General features: G+C 36.6%; 17 protein-coding genes, 1 pseudogene and 1 other annotated feature. Of the genes and pseudogenes, 2 read left to right on the top strand and 16 right to left on the bottom strand.

All coding sequences use genetic code 11. From position 1 onward, the window contains the following. Positions 1 to 5: 5 nt before the first annotated feature. The 7 genes from HMPREF2571_RS08800 to pepV form a co-directional block, all read right to left on the bottom strand. Positions 6 to 1,373 carry a sugar transferase gene (locus HMPREF2571_RS08800; RefSeq protein WP_013990659.1) on the bottom strand — a complete coding sequence of 456 codons (1,368 nt, stop codon included), beginning with the start codon at positions 1,371 to 1,373 and terminating at the stop codon, positions 6 to 8. A gap of 80 nt (positions 1,374 to 1,453) precedes the next feature. Beyond that, on the bottom strand, positions 1,454 to 2,200 hold the full coding sequence (locus tag HMPREF2571_RS08795; protein ID WP_004182584.1) for a tyrosine-protein kinase: 747 nt from the start codon (positions 2,198 to 2,200) through the stop codon (positions 1,454 to 1,456). Positions 2,201 to 2,209: 9 nt separating this feature from the next. Next, on the bottom strand, positions 2,210 to 2,902 hold the full coding sequence (locus tag HMPREF2571_RS08790; protein WP_013990660.1) for a capsular polysaccharide biosynthesis protein: 693 nt from the start codon (positions 2,900 to 2,902) through the stop codon (positions 2,210 to 2,212). Positions 2,903 to 2,910: 8 nt separating this feature from the next. Beyond that, positions 2,911 to 3,642 (bottom strand): capsular polysaccharide biosynthesis protein Cps4B, encoded by a 732-nt coding sequence (gene cps4B / locus HMPREF2571_RS08785; RefSeq protein ID WP_013990661.1) that lies wholly within the window; start codon positions 3,640 to 3,642, stop codon positions 2,911 to 2,913. Beyond that, the gene (locus HMPREF2571_RS08780) at positions 3,643 to 5,103 is read right to left on the bottom strand and encodes an LCP family glycopolymer transferase CpsA (RefSeq protein ID WP_013990662.1); all 1,461 of its coding nucleotides are present in this window, start codon (positions 5,101 to 5,103) and stop codon (positions 3,643 to 3,645) included. Between the two features lie 941 nt (positions 5,104 to 6,044). Further along, positions 6,045 to 6,629, bottom strand: a complete 585-nt coding sequence (locus HMPREF2571_RS08775) for a uracil-DNA glycosylase family protein (RefSeq protein WP_004182588.1) — start codon at positions 6,627 to 6,629, stop codon at positions 6,045 to 6,047. A 40-nt stretch (positions 6,630 to 6,669) separates the two neighbouring features. Continuing rightward, complete coding sequence (pepV, locus tag HMPREF2571_RS08770) at positions 6,670 to 8,076, bottom strand: dipeptidase PepV (protein ID WP_013990663.1); 1,407 nt, start codon at positions 8,074 to 8,076, stop codon at positions 6,670 to 6,672. Between the two features lie 361 nt (positions 8,077 to 8,437). On the opposite strand from pepV, the gene HMPREF2571_RS08765 reads away from it, so the two are divergent. Then, positions 8,438 to 8,623, top strand: coding sequence for a 4-oxalocrotonate tautomerase (locus tag HMPREF2571_RS08765; protein ID WP_002885057.1), 186 nt, complete (start codon positions 8,438 to 8,440; stop codon positions 8,621 to 8,623). A 71-nt stretch (positions 8,624 to 8,694) separates the two neighbouring features. Here the strand turns inward: HMPREF2571_RS08765 and HMPREF2571_RS10905 are convergent, their stop codons facing one another. The 7 genes and pseudogenes from HMPREF2571_RS10905 to HMPREF2571_RS08730 all read right to left on the bottom strand — a co-directional run bounded on the left by HMPREF2571_RS10905 (position 8,695) and on the right by HMPREF2571_RS08730 (position 12,516). Further along, entirely contained in the window at positions 8,695 to 9,216 is a 522-nt protein-coding gene (locus tag HMPREF2571_RS10905; protein WP_004182590.1) for a DUF2798 domain-containing protein, read from the bottom strand. Between the two features lie 85 nt (positions 9,217 to 9,301). Continuing rightward, a pseudogene (locus HMPREF2571_RS08755) lies at positions 9,302 to 9,775 on the bottom strand (N-acetyltransferase family protein). 43 nt (positions 9,776 to 9,818) lie between these two features. Beyond that, the gene (gene rplT / locus HMPREF2571_RS08750; RefSeq protein WP_002885090.1) at positions 9,819 to 10,178 is read right to left on the bottom strand and encodes a 50S ribosomal protein L20; all 360 of its coding nucleotides are present in this window, start codon (positions 10,176 to 10,178) and stop codon (positions 9,819 to 9,821) included. 56 nt (positions 10,179 to 10,234) lie between these two features. After that, positions 10,235 to 10,435, bottom strand: coding sequence for a 50S ribosomal protein L35 (rpmI, locus tag HMPREF2571_RS08745; protein WP_002885093.1), 201 nt, complete (start codon positions 10,433 to 10,435; stop codon positions 10,235 to 10,237). A 38-nt stretch (positions 10,436 to 10,473) separates the two neighbouring features. After that, positions 10,474 to 11,004, bottom strand: a complete 531-nt coding sequence (gene infC / locus HMPREF2571_RS08740; RefSeq protein ID WP_002885108.1) for a translation initiation factor IF-3 — start codon at positions 11,002 to 11,004, stop codon at positions 10,474 to 10,476. 13 nt (positions 11,005 to 11,017) lie between these two features. After that, positions 11,018 to 11,140, bottom strand: a sequence feature (ribosomal protein L20 leader region). Between the two features lie 23 nt (positions 11,141 to 11,163). Further along, complete coding sequence (gene cmk / locus HMPREF2571_RS08735; RefSeq protein WP_002885119.1) at positions 11,164 to 11,844, bottom strand: (d)CMP kinase; 681 nt, start codon at positions 11,842 to 11,844, stop codon at positions 11,164 to 11,166. Between the two features lie 21 nt (positions 11,845 to 11,865). Then, positions 11,866 to 12,516 carry an SAG1386/EF1546 family surface-associated protein gene (locus HMPREF2571_RS08730; RefSeq protein WP_013990665.1) on the bottom strand — a complete coding sequence of 217 codons (651 nt, stop codon included), beginning with the start codon at positions 12,514 to 12,516 and terminating at the stop codon, positions 11,866 to 11,868. 45 nt (positions 12,517 to 12,561) lie between these two features. Here HMPREF2571_RS08730 and HMPREF2571_RS10430 point away from each other — a divergent pair, with 45 nt between their 5' ends. Then, positions 12,562 to 12,759, top strand: coding sequence for a ferredoxin (locus HMPREF2571_RS10430; RefSeq protein ID WP_002890861.1), 198 nt, complete (start codon positions 12,562 to 12,564; stop codon positions 12,757 to 12,759). Here HMPREF2571_RS10430 and HMPREF2571_RS08725 read toward each other — a convergent pair. Continuing rightward, complete coding sequence (locus HMPREF2571_RS08725; protein WP_013990666.1) at positions 12,743 to 13,243, bottom strand: EbsA family protein; 501 nt, start codon at positions 13,241 to 13,243, stop codon at positions 12,743 to 12,745. The genes HMPREF2571_RS10430 and HMPREF2571_RS08725 overlap by 17 nt on opposite strands. 56 nt (positions 13,244 to 13,299) lie before the next feature. Further along, positions 13,300 to 14,523: a peptidase T gene (gene pepT / locus HMPREF2571_RS08720; protein WP_013990667.1), complete on the bottom strand. Its 1,224-nt coding sequence runs from the start codon at positions 14,521 to 14,523 to the stop codon at positions 13,300 to 13,302. Positions 14,524 to 14,684: the final 161 nt, after the last annotated feature.

Raw genomic sequence — 14,684 nt, 5'->3', positions numbered from 1 at the left:
ACTATTTATTTTGCTCCATCTTTCATTACTACAACTTTAATCGTTTTCAGTAAGATTTGAATATCTCGCCAGATTGTCCACCCATCCATATAAGCAACATCCAGTTTAACAACCTCATCAAAGTCAGTGATTTCACTTCGTCCACTTACTTGCCAAAGACCTGTGATACCAGGTTTAAAACTTAAACGACGTTTCTGTTCAGGTGTATATTTTTCATACTCATCAACTGTTGGAGGACGTGTCCCAACCAAGCTCATATCCCCTTTTAATACATTCCAAAATTGTGGAAGTTCATCTAAGCTAGTTCTCCGAATAAAATGCCCAATTTTTGTAATACGGGGGTCATTGTCTATTTTAAACATCCCCCCCTTCATTTGATTTTTATCCATCAATTGCTTTTTAATTTCCTCAGCATCAACACGCATTGAGCGGAATTTATAAAATCTAAAAATACGTCCATTCTGTCCAACACGATTCTGTACAAAGATAGCTGGTCCTCCGTCTTTTCGAATAAGAGGGTAAAGAAATACTCCTGCACCCCCACAAATTACAAGGCCAACTAAAGATCCTACAATGTCAAGCAAACGTTTTGCAAGTACGTCAACATAACTATAGAATTGAGCAGAGAATGTAATAACATTAAAAGGCCCTAGTTGTTGTAATCGTTTTTCACTCTCACTCAAAAACTCGATCACATTAATATTGATAGATACAGGGATACCCATTAATTCAAACGAAGAGATAAAATCCCATATCTTATACTTCTCACTTGGGAGATTAACAAACACCTCATCTACCACTGAATGAGTCGCATATTCAGTAAGATTTTCCTTGGATAAAGTTTTTAAAATAGGATCTGAAAAATTTGGATCATCTAGGACACAAACTGCTGTGATTTTACCATCCATATTATCTCTCATCCGACTCAAGACAGTATCCAATCTAGCTCTGTCAGTAATTAAAAGAATATTTTTATTAGCTTTACGACGCGTATAAATTGAAGATCTAAAAATTTTTAAACACGTATTTGTTATATAGAGAAACAAAGCATTTAGAACAACAAAAAAGAGGAGACCTCGGCGAGATATAGAAAAACCACCGTCTGAAAAAAAGGATATAAACGTAGCAATCAATACAAATAATAAACTATATTTAAATGTCGCCACAAATTCTTGTAAATATCCTCTATACTTGAGATTATTATGGTAGTTACTTAAATAATATGTCAACATATGAATTACAGCTAATAGTACTATACTACTTTTGCCAATCTCTGAATAAGGAATTTTACTGACTCCCCATGCAACAAAAGCAACTACTATCAACTGGACCATACCAATCTCAAAACGACGTATATCTTGTTTTTCTTTCACCTTAAACTCCTTCTCTTCCTTTTAATAATTTACTTGGAAGTTATGAAAAAGTTGCCTTCCCCCTTTCAACTTTTACAGTTCTATCCTCTCTTTCGACGATGTTTTCTCGACTTGTTTTCAGTATGTTTATCGCCTCCATACTCTCCATAAGACCCGTATGAGCCATAAGATCCATATGAGCCGTACTTATCAATCGCTAAATCCACCTTATTCAAAACAACACCAAGAAACTCTGATCCACTTTGTTGCAATTGTTCTACAGCCTTAGTAACAAAACGACGCTTAATTCTTCCAGCTGCTGTAACCAGTAGACTAGCATCTGCTTGGTGTGCAATAATTACAGCATCAATCACCAAACCAATTGGTGGCGTGTCAATGATAACGTAATCATATTGAGCACGAACAATCTCTAATAATTGTACAAAATTATCATTTTGTAACAGACTTGTTGGATTTGGTGGCACTGGACCTGACGAAAGAACATGAAGTCCGGGAACATCAGTTTCACAAATCACTTCGCCTAATGAAGCATTCCCAGATAAGAAGTTAGACAACCCCTTATAAGGTTCATTTGACTTAAATGTTCCTGACAATACAGAATTACGCGTATCCGCATCGATAAGAAGTGTCCTAAGACCAACACTAGCAAAGGAAATTGCTAAATTAACAGATGTTGTTGATTTTCCTTCACCAGGTTGAACAGAGCTTACTGCAATCACTTTAAAATTTGCACCAGAAAACTGGATATTTGTACGAATAGCGTTATAATACTCTTCCGTCTTTTTAGCAAAGTCTGCTTTTGATTTAACTAACTTTAATAAAGGCATTTCTTCTCCTTAAATTTTATCTGTATCAGGAACAATTCCAAGAAGTGTCATTTCAAGCACGTCTTCAACATCTTCAGGGCGACGAATACGATCATCTAAAACTTCACGAACTAACACTGCCACAATTGCTACAGAACCACCCAAAATAGCACCAAGTAACACGTTCCGTTTAATATTTGGTGAAGATGGTGAAGATGGCAACTTAGCCTCTTCAAGTGTTGTGACATCTTCAACTTTAGTTACAGTTTTAATTTTTTTAGACGCTACCTCACGTACTTTATTAGCAAGCACTTGAGCATCTTGACCAGTTTTGGCTTTTACTGAGATTGAAATAAGACGAGTATCTGTAGGAATATTAACTGAAACCATTTTAGACAGTTCTGCCTCACTCAAATTCAACTTTTCATCTTTAATAACTTCTGATAATACATCATTTGATGTAATAATCTCTTTATAGTCATTTACCAAATAGGTACCAGCTTGCAAATCTTGAGCAGAAAGATTCTTATTATCTGTTGCTTGATTAACAACATAGATACGCGTTGTTGATGTATATGTTGGTTGGATAAAGAAATAAGTACCTAAGAAACTGAAAGCAGCGAAATAAAAAGCTGTGAAAAGAATCAAAAGCTTCTTCGTCCAAAGTTTATGTAGCAATGCTAGTACGTCGATTTCAACACTTTTAGTGTTATCTTGATTCATAATATCTCCTATAAATATTGATTTTCTAGTAATGTTTTGGGATTTTCAATAAAAAGATTCTTAGCACGTTTGGGGCCGTAGTTCTTTTTAACAATTTCATAAGCATCTTTCATAAATGGTGGTCTCAGCCCAAGATTATGCATGTCGCTAGCAACCATATGAACCAAATTTTTCTCCAAGAAAAAGCGAACACGTTTCTTTCTTACTTTATCTTTATCTCCAAAGAGCTTTGGTTTTAGAACATGTGAACTATTGACTTGAGTATAGCACCCCATATTGATGATTTCTCGAACACGATCAGCATTTTCTTCGAGGGCATCATAGCGTTCAATATGAGCAACAATTGGTGTTACCCCTGCTCGTAAAACATTGCTAAGCCCAGTATGAATTTCTTTCCAAGATGTGCGAGCACTAAACTCAATCAAAGCAAATTGAGTGTTGTGCATGCGTGGAATAAGATTTTTTTCGAGTTTTTCAACAATGTCTGAGGTGTAATAAAGTTCACCACCATAAAAAATAGTTAAGTCTGGATAAAGTGCTTCAGCTTCTTCTTTTACTTTTTTAAAGTTTGCAAAGATTTTATCCTCTGGGGTTTCAAACATTCCCTTACGACGATGAGATGTTGAAACAATCGTACGCACTCCTTGCGCAAAGCTTTCGCCAATGAGGTCAAGACTTTCTTCTAAAGTTTTAGGACCATCATCAACATCAAAAACAATATGTGAGTGAACGTCAATCACTTATTTTTCCTCCATCAATTTTTTGATAGCTTGAGAGGCACTTTCTACACTAGAATCATCCAGTTTCATCATGTAGAGACTAGAATTTGGCATAGCATAAGAGGTCAATTGTCCAGTTGAACCTGTACCTGTTACTGCTTGAGAAGTCACCGTAAATTTAGAACCTGAATCAAGTTGTGTATTGGCCAAAGCATTAATGGTATCTAAAGACATATTCGTTTGAACAGAGTCTTGAAGATTATTAACGATTGAAGTAAAGTTTGATACAGAATTTAGTGAAGCCAACTTGTTTACAATCGCAGAAATCACTTTCTCTTGGTTTTTACCACGATCATTATCGCCTCCATTCAAACTATAACGCTCACGAACAAATCCAAGGGCTTGTTCAGAATTCATTTGGATATCTCCAACTGGGAAATCAAACTTCCCATGAAGACTCGTGAAGGCTTGATCATTATGAACTGTCACACCACCAAGTTGGTCAATCAGTTTAAGGAAAGATGTGAAGTTAATGCGTGCATAGTAATCAATCTTAATGCCATAAAGATTTTCCAGAGTTTGTTCAGACGTTTCAACGCCATAAATACCTGCGTGGGTTAATTTATCATACTGGTCTGCCCCACCACCAGGAATCTTAACGTATGCATCACGTGGAGTAGTCGTCAAGAGAATCTTATGTGTGTTCATGTTAACTGTCATAATGATATTGACATCTGAACGTGACACTGTTGAAATTGAACCGTAAGTATCAATACCACTAATATAAATATTGAAGACTTTTGAATCTACTTGTTTTGCAGAGTTGTTATTCTTCGTTTTAATTTTATAAGTATAGATTGTTTTTAGATGTGAAGCATAGTTACTATCAACAGACTCTAGTAGGCTTGCATAAGAACCACTCAAGACCATAGCTTTAGATTTGCCAGACTTAAGATTGTCATATGCTTCTTGATATGAAGCAACATCATCAACTTTAACATCAACTTTTTTATCTTTTTTTAGAGCTGACATCAAAGTGTCGACATTGTTCTTATCAACCTTAGTAGGTGCCTGTACGGTAGTAAGCTGATTCACATCTTTGATGTCACTATTCTTAGGAACAACAATGCTCATTTCAACTTCTGAAAATGCTGCCGTTTGATTCATACGGTTAGTGATATCAATCATTTGTTTAAAACCAAAGACACCGACCAAAGAAATAAGTGAGAAAACTACTAAAATAATAGTAGTCACTAACGTTGATTTTTTAGCTTTCTGAAGGAAGATGCTAATGGCAAGAACTACCAATAAACCAATAGTGATAATAATGTTCAAAAACCTAAATGATAGGAAATTATAATTGAACATAATGAATAACAAAAATGCTACTAAAACAGTATACAGAATAGTCAACCCGATGTTAACCATTCCCCACATTTTTTTACCCGTTCGTTTCTGCTTACGATTCGTACGCGAACTCATATAAAATGCTCCTAAATATTAAAATTAGATATTTCCCACAGTAATTATAACATTACTATAACTTTATTTCAATTGTCATTCTTTTTAAAAAAGAAGAAACCGTATTCAATGAGGGTATTGAGCTTTTATTATCTACCTTTTTTTGTTATTTTATAAGCTTCTTTTCACATTTTTAAAATTTAATTTTGAATTGTCAGTTAATTATTATAATTTTCCCATCAAAAAGGCTTGCGAAACTTGACTTTCTAAAATCCAAGATAAGGCCCCTTTTTTTATAACTAGGGTCATCATTTCAAACTTTTTCGAGGTTTGTTCGTATATATCTGAACATCTATAATACAACGAATAATAGATTATCGGTGGATATCAATAACACAATATTTTTCAACCATAACTTCTTCCATAATAAAAAACCTCCCACTACTATTGAACAATAGAACAAGAGGTTAATTGTAAGATAATTCCTGACTAAATTTCTTGTCCATCCAGTTTTTGCACAGGCTAGCAAAGTCCTCCCTACTATGGGCCAAAAATTTATATTGTTCACCTTAATTATAAGAAGGACAATCTTCTCTATCATGAGTTATCTGGCTGAACAGGCTTAGGGTTCTATACGTAGTCAACAATTAACTTTTTATACCATGGTCTTAACTACTTTAGTTTTTCAATTGGCTCAAACATCTATACTGTAACTCGTTTAGATTTTCTTATCATTGCAGTATAAGCTTCAAAGCATAACTGTATAGTATTCGTTTTACAGCTTCAGAACAATATAAACTGAAAATTGTATAATAAGATAATTATTAGAAAACAATATTTGTCCTTATTCTGATTAACTAAAAGCTTTAAAGTTTCTATCCAATTTTGAACACGTTTAGGACATTCAGTTTGATGACAGAATAAAGCTTACTTGCCACTCCCTGAATCAATGACTAAAAAAATCATTTAATCAAAATATCTTTAACTAAATTCTTCAAATCTGGGACTACTTCTTCCATAAACCATGGATTTTTGGCTTGCCATATATTATTTCGAGGAGAGGGATGAACGAGAGGAAAAAACTCTGGAAGATAATCTTTGTAATGCTTAACTGTATCCGTTAATTTTGCCGACGATTTTTGATGTAAATAGTAACGCTGTGCATAGTTACCTACTAAAATCGTTAATTGAATATCAGGAGCTAAAGCAAGAACTTTCTCATGCCACTTATCTGCAAATCCTTTGCGAGGAGGTAAATCACCTGATTTCCCATGGCCTGGGAAGTAAAAATCCATTGGCACAATAGCAAACATGCCAGATTCATAAAATTCTTCGCGTGAAACCCCCATCCAATCCCTGAGATTATCACCGCTAGGATCATTCCAGTAAAGGCCGGACTCTTGGGCACGAATACCAGGAGCTTGTCCTACAATATTAATTCGTGCGGTTTTTGGAATGGTAAACAAGGGTTTTATACCTTGTTCCGTAAAAGCTTTATTTTGTTCATCGGACATGATTGCTTGCGTTAATTCTTCAAGTGTTTCCATATTTTCCTCCTCAAAAAAGAGACAAAACTGTCTCTCTTTTTTATTTGATTAACTCATAGATAGCTTCTGCATAAATGGCAGCTGCACGGTACAAGTCTTCGACCTCAGTAAACTCATTTGCTTGGTGCATCGTGTTGACATAACCAGGGAACATAGCTCCATAGGCAACACCACGTTTGAGGAGACGTCCAAATGTTCCGCCACCAATAATTTGTTCATGACCTTTAAGGCCTGTTTGTTTCTCATAGACTGAAAGAAGAGTCTCCACCATAGGATCATCAACTGGTACATAGTGTGGCACATGACCATGTTCTGAGAGACTAACCGCCTTAGGATCTTCGAGTTTTTCAAGATCAGCCTTAATAGCGTCCGTATCAACCCCTTGAGGATAGCGGAAATTCAGAGCAATCGTATTATCTTCTGATTCCTTAGAGAAGTTAAATACACCTGCATTCATGGTCAATTCACCCATCTTAGGATCTGTAAATGCAAGACCTGTCTTTTCAGCAAAGAAATCTTTATGAAGTGTTTCAGCAATTATATCCAAATACGTTTTAGCATTGCCTTGGAAATCAAATTGACTAAGGAAGAGTGCCAAGTAGGTTGCCCCATTAATACCATTTTGAGGCATCATACCATGAGCTGATTTCCCATGAATAGTCACATGGAAAACACCTGCTTCTTCGGACACTTGACCAGTTACTTCTTGTTCCGCAACAAAGTCGGCTAATTTGCCCTCAAGTTCTTTCAAAGTGATAGGTCCAGTAAAATCTGCACTTGCAGACTCAGGAACCATATTTTCACGCAAACCACCATTAAAGGACACAAGACTAAATTCACCATCATTTTGACCCTCAAAATGAAGATAGGCTGTAATATTACCCTTTTCACCATTGATAATTGGAAATTCTGCATCAGGAGAAAAACCAAAATCAGGATCCTTCAACCCATTATGAGCAAAGTAATAATCCATATCACCCCAACCAGATTCTTCATCTGTACCAACAATAAAGCGAACACGCTTAGATACAGGGAGACCTAGTTCTTTGATAATCTTCAAGGCATAGTAACAAGCCATTGTTGGACCTTTATCATCTGATGATCCACGAGCATAAAGTTTGCCATCTTTGATTACGGGTTCATAAGGGTCTGTATCCCAACCACTCCCAGCTGGAACCACATCCAAGTGCGCGAAAATACCTAAAACTTCATCACCTTGACCAAATTCAAAATCACCAGCGTAATTATCAATATTACGTGTTTTATAGCCATCACGCTCAGCTAAAGCAAGAAAATGTTCCAAAGCTTTTACTGGTCCAGGACCAAATGGGTGCTTATCATCAACCTTACTGTCATCACGTTCTGAGTTAATACGCAAAAGACCAAAAAGGTCCTCCATCAAAGCATCTTTGCGCTTATCAACTTCGGCACGAAAATCAATTGTCATAATTTACTCCTTACTGTCTCTAGTTAGCATTATTTTACCATTTTTAGTAAGAGTTTTCATCCCTTATAAACAAAGCCAATAAAAAATGCAATCACTTACCTATCATTACAAGACGCCATACGATTTTGAATAGCATGTAAAACATTTCCTAAATCAGGAATGATCGAATCAAAAGTAATACTATTGCTTTCAACTAGGAACGCTTTCCCTTAGCTACCGGCCTCTTTTTACTTTAGGCTCTTCTATTGAAATCAGTCATGTTGTAGCATTGCGATATTATCATTTCAAGAATTTCCAAAAACTTTAGAATATTCTCTTAATTAATGCTATAATAGGACTATCAAAACTAAGGAGATGCATTATGCCATTTGTAAAAATTGATCTCTTTGAAGGTCGCACTGAAGAACAAAAAATCGAACTTGCTCGCGAAGTTACTGAGGTTGTATCACGTGTTGCAAAAGCACCTAAAGAAGCTATTCATGTTTTCATTAACGATATGCCAGAGGGAACTTACTACCCACATGGTGAAATGAAAAAGAAAAACTAGTCATCATTAAGCAGTCACATCCGTGGCTGCTTTTAATATAAAAAAACTGGAGTTTCTCTCCAGTTCTATACTTAGATTATAGTTGGTAATTCGTCATCGTCTTCAAAATTCTCCACAACTTCTTCACCAGGCAATGGTTTTTGCAGTTTTCCCAAGATAAAGCGTGAGATGGGACCAACTACTAGAAAATTAAGTGGTAAGGCCATGATAACATTTGTCAACCAAGCACGACCATAGGATGAGAGCGTCACCGACTGACCGTTGTACACTAATCCATAGAGCGACATAAAGGTTACCATGAATAGCGCCATGGTTCCAGAAATCACTAAAATCTTCGCCCATCGTTTATCATGGGCTTTTACTTTATGTAAAATTGCAAATGCAATTGTCTTGGCTAGTGGTCCCACCAAAAGCATATCCAGTAAGAAAGCAACTACAAATCCAGGAAGATAACCTTGGAAAAAGTGACCCCAAGCAAAGGGAACTACTCCAGTCCAATCAAGGATAAGAAGATTCCAGAGACTCATCCCACAGACCATCATTCCACACATTAAAATCGTAAAAAGCAAAGCTTCTTTAAAATTACGAGGCATTAAAATTCTCCATTTCTAAAAGTTCTCTTTCAGCATATCAAAAATTTTTATTCCTCGTAAGTTAAATTTCTCTCATGAAAACGTATTATTTTAGGATAGTTTCCATTTCTGTATATCTCGGTTTCATACCTAAACGTTCGTAAAAACGTACAGCTCCCTAATTATCATTCCATACGTGAAGTGTCAGATTATAACAACCTAACTCCTTAGCATAGTCCAAGGCAAATTGATAAAGCTTCTCCCCTAATTTTTGACCTCGAGCCTCCTTATCAACGCATAAATCATCAATAAAAAGAGTCTTAACAGCCTTTAGTGGACCATTATTATCAGATACTTCTTTAATCATTAAGAACAGATGGCCTAAGATACGGCCTTGTTCATCCTCATATACAAAAATAGGTTTATTTGGATCATTAATCACTGCTTCTAAGTCTTCATCTGTAAATTTACTGCCTTCTGACTTAAAAACATCAGGGCGTGCATGATGATGCACTAGAAGAATCTGCCCCAATAGCTCCTGTAATCTTGGAATATCTTCTGCTCTTGCTAAACGAATCATAATTACCTCCATAAAAAAAGATGGGTAAAACCCATCTTAATTCTTATTTACCAAGTTTTGCTTTAGCTGCATCTGCAAGAGCTGTGAAAGCTGCTGCATCGTTAACTGCCAAATCAGCAAGCATTTTACGGTTAACTTCGATTTCAGCCAATTTCAAACCGTGCATCAATTGTGAGTATGACAAACCGTTCAAACGAGCTGCCGCATTGATACGTGTAATCCAAAGTTTACGGAAATCACGTTTCTTTTGACGACGGTCACGGTATGCATAGTAGTAAGAGTTCATTACTTGTTCTTTTGCAGTACGGAACAAGATGTGTTTTGCACCATAGTAACCTTTAGCAAGTTTCAATACACGTTTACGACGTTTGCGTGATACAACGCCACCTTTAACACGAGCCATTTATATATTCCTCCGAATTAATTCTAGTTTAGTTAATTTGTAATGCTTTTAGCGAATTAACGCATTTGTGAAAGCATTGATTTGATACGTTTAAAGTCACCTGAATGTACCATTGACGCTTTACGAAGGTGACGACGTTGTTTTTTAGTTTTACCGTGGAAACGGTGAGATGTGAAGGCACGGAAGCGTTTCAATCCACCTGAACCTGTACGTTTGAAACGTTTAGCTGATGCGCGGTGTGTTTTTTGTTTTGGCATTTTAAAATTCTCCTCTTAAAATAGTGTTAGTTTGACAATTATTTTTTGTCAGGAATTGGTGCAAGTTGCATGAACATTTGACGTCCATCCATCTTCGCTCTTTGCTCAATAATCGCAATATCTTGCGTTTTTTCAGCAAATTCCGCCAAGACCTTAGCTCCGATTTCTTTGTGAGTAATCATACGACCTTTGAATCGGATAGAAACTTTAACCTTGTTTCCTTTTTCAAGGAACTTACGGCCGTTACGAAGTTTAGTTTCAAAGTCACCTTTATCAATAACTGGACTCAAACGAACTTCCTTAACGGTAACAACGCTTTGTTTCTTACGTTGTTCTTTTTGTTTCTTTTGATACTCAAATTTGAACTTACCATAGTCCATAATCTTCGCAACAGGTGGCGTAGCTTGTGGTTGGATGAGAACCAAGTCAACATTTGCATCATCTGCAATAGCTTGCGCTTCTGACAATGGTTTAATTCCCAATTGTTCACCATCAAGACCAACAAGACGAACTTCGCGAACGCGAATTTCATCGTTAATGAATAGATCTTTCTTAGCTATGATCTTCACCTCTTTATTTTTTTAGAGAAAAACAAAGCGGACTTGATATACAAGCCCGCACACATAATATCCCTATTGGGATTTGACATGTTGGGCCAGACAACCTAAGTCGCAAGGCGAGAAGTTCTCACTTCTGCTTTTCTCATTGTTAATAGTATAACAAGTGAGTCATCCTTTGTCAATAATTTTTTTTGCTTTTTCTTGAATAAATTCCACAACACCATCAATAGATACACCTGTAGTGTCAAAAGTGATGGCATCTTCCGCTGGTTTAAGAGGTGAAACTTTACGATGACTATCTTTATAGTCACGTTCAGCAATTTCTTTTTTTAGAGTCTCAAGGTCAGCGGGAATACCTTTTTCGATATTTTCCTTATAACGGCGTTCCGCACGTTCATCAACTGAAGCAATCAAGAAGATTTTGAGTTCTGCATCAGGCAAAACCACAGTACCAATATCACGTCCATCCATGATAATAGCACCATCTTGAGCAATACGTTGTTGTTGTGCAACCAGTTCTTGGCGCACTTCAGGAATGGCTGCTACCCAAGAAACATTATTTGTGACTTGGTTATCACGAATGGGGTGTGTAATATCAACATCACCTACATAAACTTGCTGACTACCATCTGCTGCTTTTCCGAATGAAATCGGATGTTGAGATAGTTGCTCCAAAATTTCTGGTACATTTTCCTCAGTCAAACCATTCTGCAAGGCCAAATAAGTTGCAGATCGGTACATAGCACCTGTGTCAAGATAAGTATAGCCAAGATTTTTTGCAATAATCTTGGCTACTGTACTTTTTCCACTTGACGCAGGACCATCAATAGCAATTCTAATATCTTTCATGATGTTCCTTTGCTTTAAAAATTATTGAACGTTAACGACGTCACCTGGGTTAGCATACCAGTAACCATTTGTCATGTGATCAGGGTTAAGACGTTCCAATTCATCTACAGAAATACCTGCACGTGCGGCGATTGAACCAGCACCTTCACCAGATTGAACAACAATTGATGAACCATCTGCTGCTGCCGTAGCGCTTGATGGTGTTGTCTCAGCTGACTCAGTTGCATCTTCTTTTACTACATGTTTAGAAGAGCTTGATGCTTTAGTTGAAGATGATTTCTCTTTTGAAGATTTTTCTGTAGTAGATTTCTCACTTTCCTCATCTTTGTTTGAGTCTTTCTTGCTAGATGAAGATTTAACAACTTTGCTAGTTGATGATGAGTAGAATCCAGATGATTCCTTAGATTCCGCAGTTTTGTTTCCACCGACATTTGAAGTATAGAAAACAAAGAACAAAATACATACAACAATAACAAAGAATAATCCAAGCAAGACTGTCAAGAATGATGAATTAATGAAGCCGCCACCTTTTTCGCGTTTTTCATCAGAAGGAGTTACATCCTCTTCTTCTTCATAATCCTCAAACTCATCTTCATCATCTAGAAAATCAGCGTCAACTACTTCTTCCAACTCTTCGTCAGAAACCTTATCTTCCCATGGTTTTTTACTCATGATATTCTCCTTGTAAAAACAATAAATCTATTTTAAAATAATACTATGAAAGTATCATTAATTCCAGAAAAATGTATCGCTTGTGGTTTGTGCCAAACCTACTCTCCCGTCTTCGATTATGATGACGAAGGTATTGTTAGGTTCAGAGATAGCGACCAACTCAATCAAATTATTGAAAACACCCCTGAGACTTTGACTGCTGTCAAGTCTTGTCCCACTAAAGCCCTTATTTGCGAAGTTTAAGCTTGAGGGCTTTTTTTGATTCCTCATAAAAGGCAAAGTAATCAAAGTTGGTCATATGATCCAATAGCTCTACCTCACCTTTGAAATCAGGGTGAAGCGCTAAAGCATCTAAGAAATATTTCTTTGGCCACTTTCTCATATAAAACTGACGTTTCTTACCATTTTTAAAGATGAGACATAGACCAGTTTTGATAACTTCTACCTTTTCGATGTCACTAATCTTTACCTTGCGTGGTTTAAAAATGTTAAATGAAACAATTCGTAGAATCCCATGGTCTTCAATAATGAAGTAACGATGAAAGCCTAAACCAAACAGGGCTACAAAAATTGTAAAAAGCATCAAAATATGAGAGGGCACCGAGTACAACTCGAACAATAGAGCCGCCGCAATAAAGATTGGCGTGATGGCTAAAGACCAGTAAATAATCAGCCAAGATAATTCGGGTTGCCAATGGTAACGATACTTGCCGAAAATTTTTATCATCTCAGCACCTCCATTACTTCTAATTTTACCATAAAATCAGTATTTAGCAAGCTCAATTAAGGTTTACTGACAATTCCAAGAATAACATCTACGGCTTTTTCCATTGTCTGCAAGGAAACAAACTCATAACGACCATGCATATTTTCGCCACCAGCAAATAAGTTTGGAGTTGGAATGCCCATGAATGAAATCTTAGACCCGTCAGTACCACCACGAATTGGTTCGATGACTGGCGTAATATCTAAGTCTTCCATGACTTCTTTTGCTAACTCTACAGGTGTCATGTCTTTTTCAATAACCTGACGCATGTTATAGTATTGATCTTTAAGTACTAAATCAACGCGTGTCTGACCATAAGTTTGATTCATTTGATCAGCAATCTCTTGGAAGGTTGCTTTACGATTTTCAAAGGATTCAGTTTCGAAGTCACGAATAATATAAGAAGATTTAGCTTCTTCAACAGTACCAGTCATAGTTTGAAGATGGTTAAATCCTTGATAGCCATCTGTCAACTCTGGACGTTCTTTTTCTGGTAACTGGTTATGAAAATCAATAGCTAACTGTAAGGCATTAACCATTTGATCTTTTGCTGTTCCAGGGTGGACATTGCGTCCGTGGAAGGTAAGTTCTGCTCCTGCTGCAGAGAAAGTTTCATACTGTAATTCACCCAAAGGTCCACCGTCAACTGTGTAAGCAAAATCGACATCAAAATCTTCGACATCAAATTTATCTGCACCGATTCCAATTTCTTCATCAGGACCAAAGCCTACACGAATCTCACAATGTTTGATTTCAGGATGAGCCTTCAAATAAGCCAAGGCTGTCATAATCTCAGCAATACCAGACTTATCATCAGCTCCAAGAAGGGTGGTCCCATCTGTCGTAATAAGTGTCTGACCGACATAATTCTTGAGATTTGGAAAATCAGCTGGGTCTAGGTTATAACCTGAATTTCCAAGAGGAATGATACCTCCATCATAAGAGTCAATGACTTGCGGTGACACTCCCTCTGCATTAAAATCAGCGGTATCCATATGAGAGATGAAACCAATCTTACGTGTTAACTTGTCATCGTTAGCCGGAAGGGTTGCCACTAGGTAACCATTACTTTCCAAATAATGAATATTACTTAAACCTAGTTCTTCTAATTCTGGTTTTAAAACCTTCAAGGCAAAATCCACCTGGCTTTGTGTCGTTGGCGTTCTTGTCGCATTTTCATCACTACGTGTATTGATTTTGACGTAACGTAAAAAACGCTCTAAGAGTAAATCGTAGACCATAAGCACTCCTTTTGTTGTATTTAGTATTTACCTCAATTATAGCATAAAAACCCATCATAATGATGGGTTAACGTATAACTTAAACTTTAGATTCTTTTTCATAGTAAGACTTAATCCCTGCCACGATGGCATTAGCTAAAGTCTCCTGATAAGCAGAGGTA

The organism is Streptococcus sp. HMSC068F04, from assembly GCF_001837455.1.
Taxonomy (GTDB): Bacteria; Bacillota; Bacilli; order Lactobacillales; family Streptococcaceae; genus Streptococcus; species Streptococcus salivarius_D.
The sequence above is the reverse complement of the archived record's forward strand: the minus strand, read 5'-3'. Positions and strand labels throughout refer to the sequence as shown.

Coding starts and splice junctions, on each gene's coding strand:
- HMPREF2571_RS10430 (WP_002890861.1), top strand. CDS start 12,562: ATGAAAGTATCATTAATTCCAGAAAAATGTATCGCTTGTGGTTTGTGC.
- HMPREF2571_RS08730 (WP_013990665.1), bottom strand. CDS start 12,516: ATGAGTAAAAAACCATGGGAAGATAAGGTTTCTGACGAAGAGTTGGAA.
- HMPREF2571_RS08780 (WP_013990662.1), bottom strand. CDS start 5,103: ATGAGTTCGCGTACGAATCGTAAGCAGAAACGAACGGGTAAAAAAATG.
- HMPREF2571_RS08765 (WP_002885057.1), top strand. CDS start 8,438: ATGCCATTTGTAAAAATTGATCTCTTTGAAGGTCGCACTGAAGAACAA.
- HMPREF2571_RS08790 (WP_013990660.1), bottom strand. CDS start 2,902: ATGAATCAAGATAACACTAAAAGTGTTGAAATCGACGTACTAGCATTG.
- HMPREF2571_RS08795 (WP_004182584.1), bottom strand. CDS start 2,200: ATGCCTTTATTAAAGTTAGTTAAATCAAAAGCAGACTTTGCTAAAAAG.
- rpmI (WP_002885093.1), bottom strand. CDS start 10,435: ATGCCAAAACAAAAAACACACCGCGCATCAGCTAAACGTTTCAAACGT.
- pepV (WP_013990663.1), bottom strand. CDS start 8,076: ATGACAATTGATTTTCGTGCCGAAGTTGATAAGCGCAAAGATGCTTTG.
- cmk (WP_002885119.1), bottom strand. CDS start 11,844: ATGAAAGATATTAGAATTGCTATTGATGGTCCTGCGTCAAGTGGAAAA.
- HMPREF2571_RS10905 (WP_004182590.1), bottom strand. CDS start 9,216: ATGCCTCGTAATTTTAAAGAAGCTTTGCTTTTTACGATTTTAATGTGT.
- HMPREF2571_RS08775 (WP_004182588.1), bottom strand. CDS start 6,629: ATGGAAACACTTGAAGAATTAACGCAAGCAATCATGTCCGATGAACAA.
- pepT (WP_013990667.1), bottom strand. CDS start 14,523: ATGGTCTACGATTTACTCTTAGAGCGTTTTTTACGTTACGTCAAAATC.
- rplT (WP_002885090.1), bottom strand. CDS start 10,178: ATGGCTCGTGTTAAAGGTGGCGTTGTATCACGCAAACGTCGTAAACGT.
- HMPREF2571_RS08725 (WP_013990666.1), bottom strand. CDS start 13,243: ATGATAAAAATTTTCGGCAAGTATCGTTACCATTGGCAACCCGAATTA.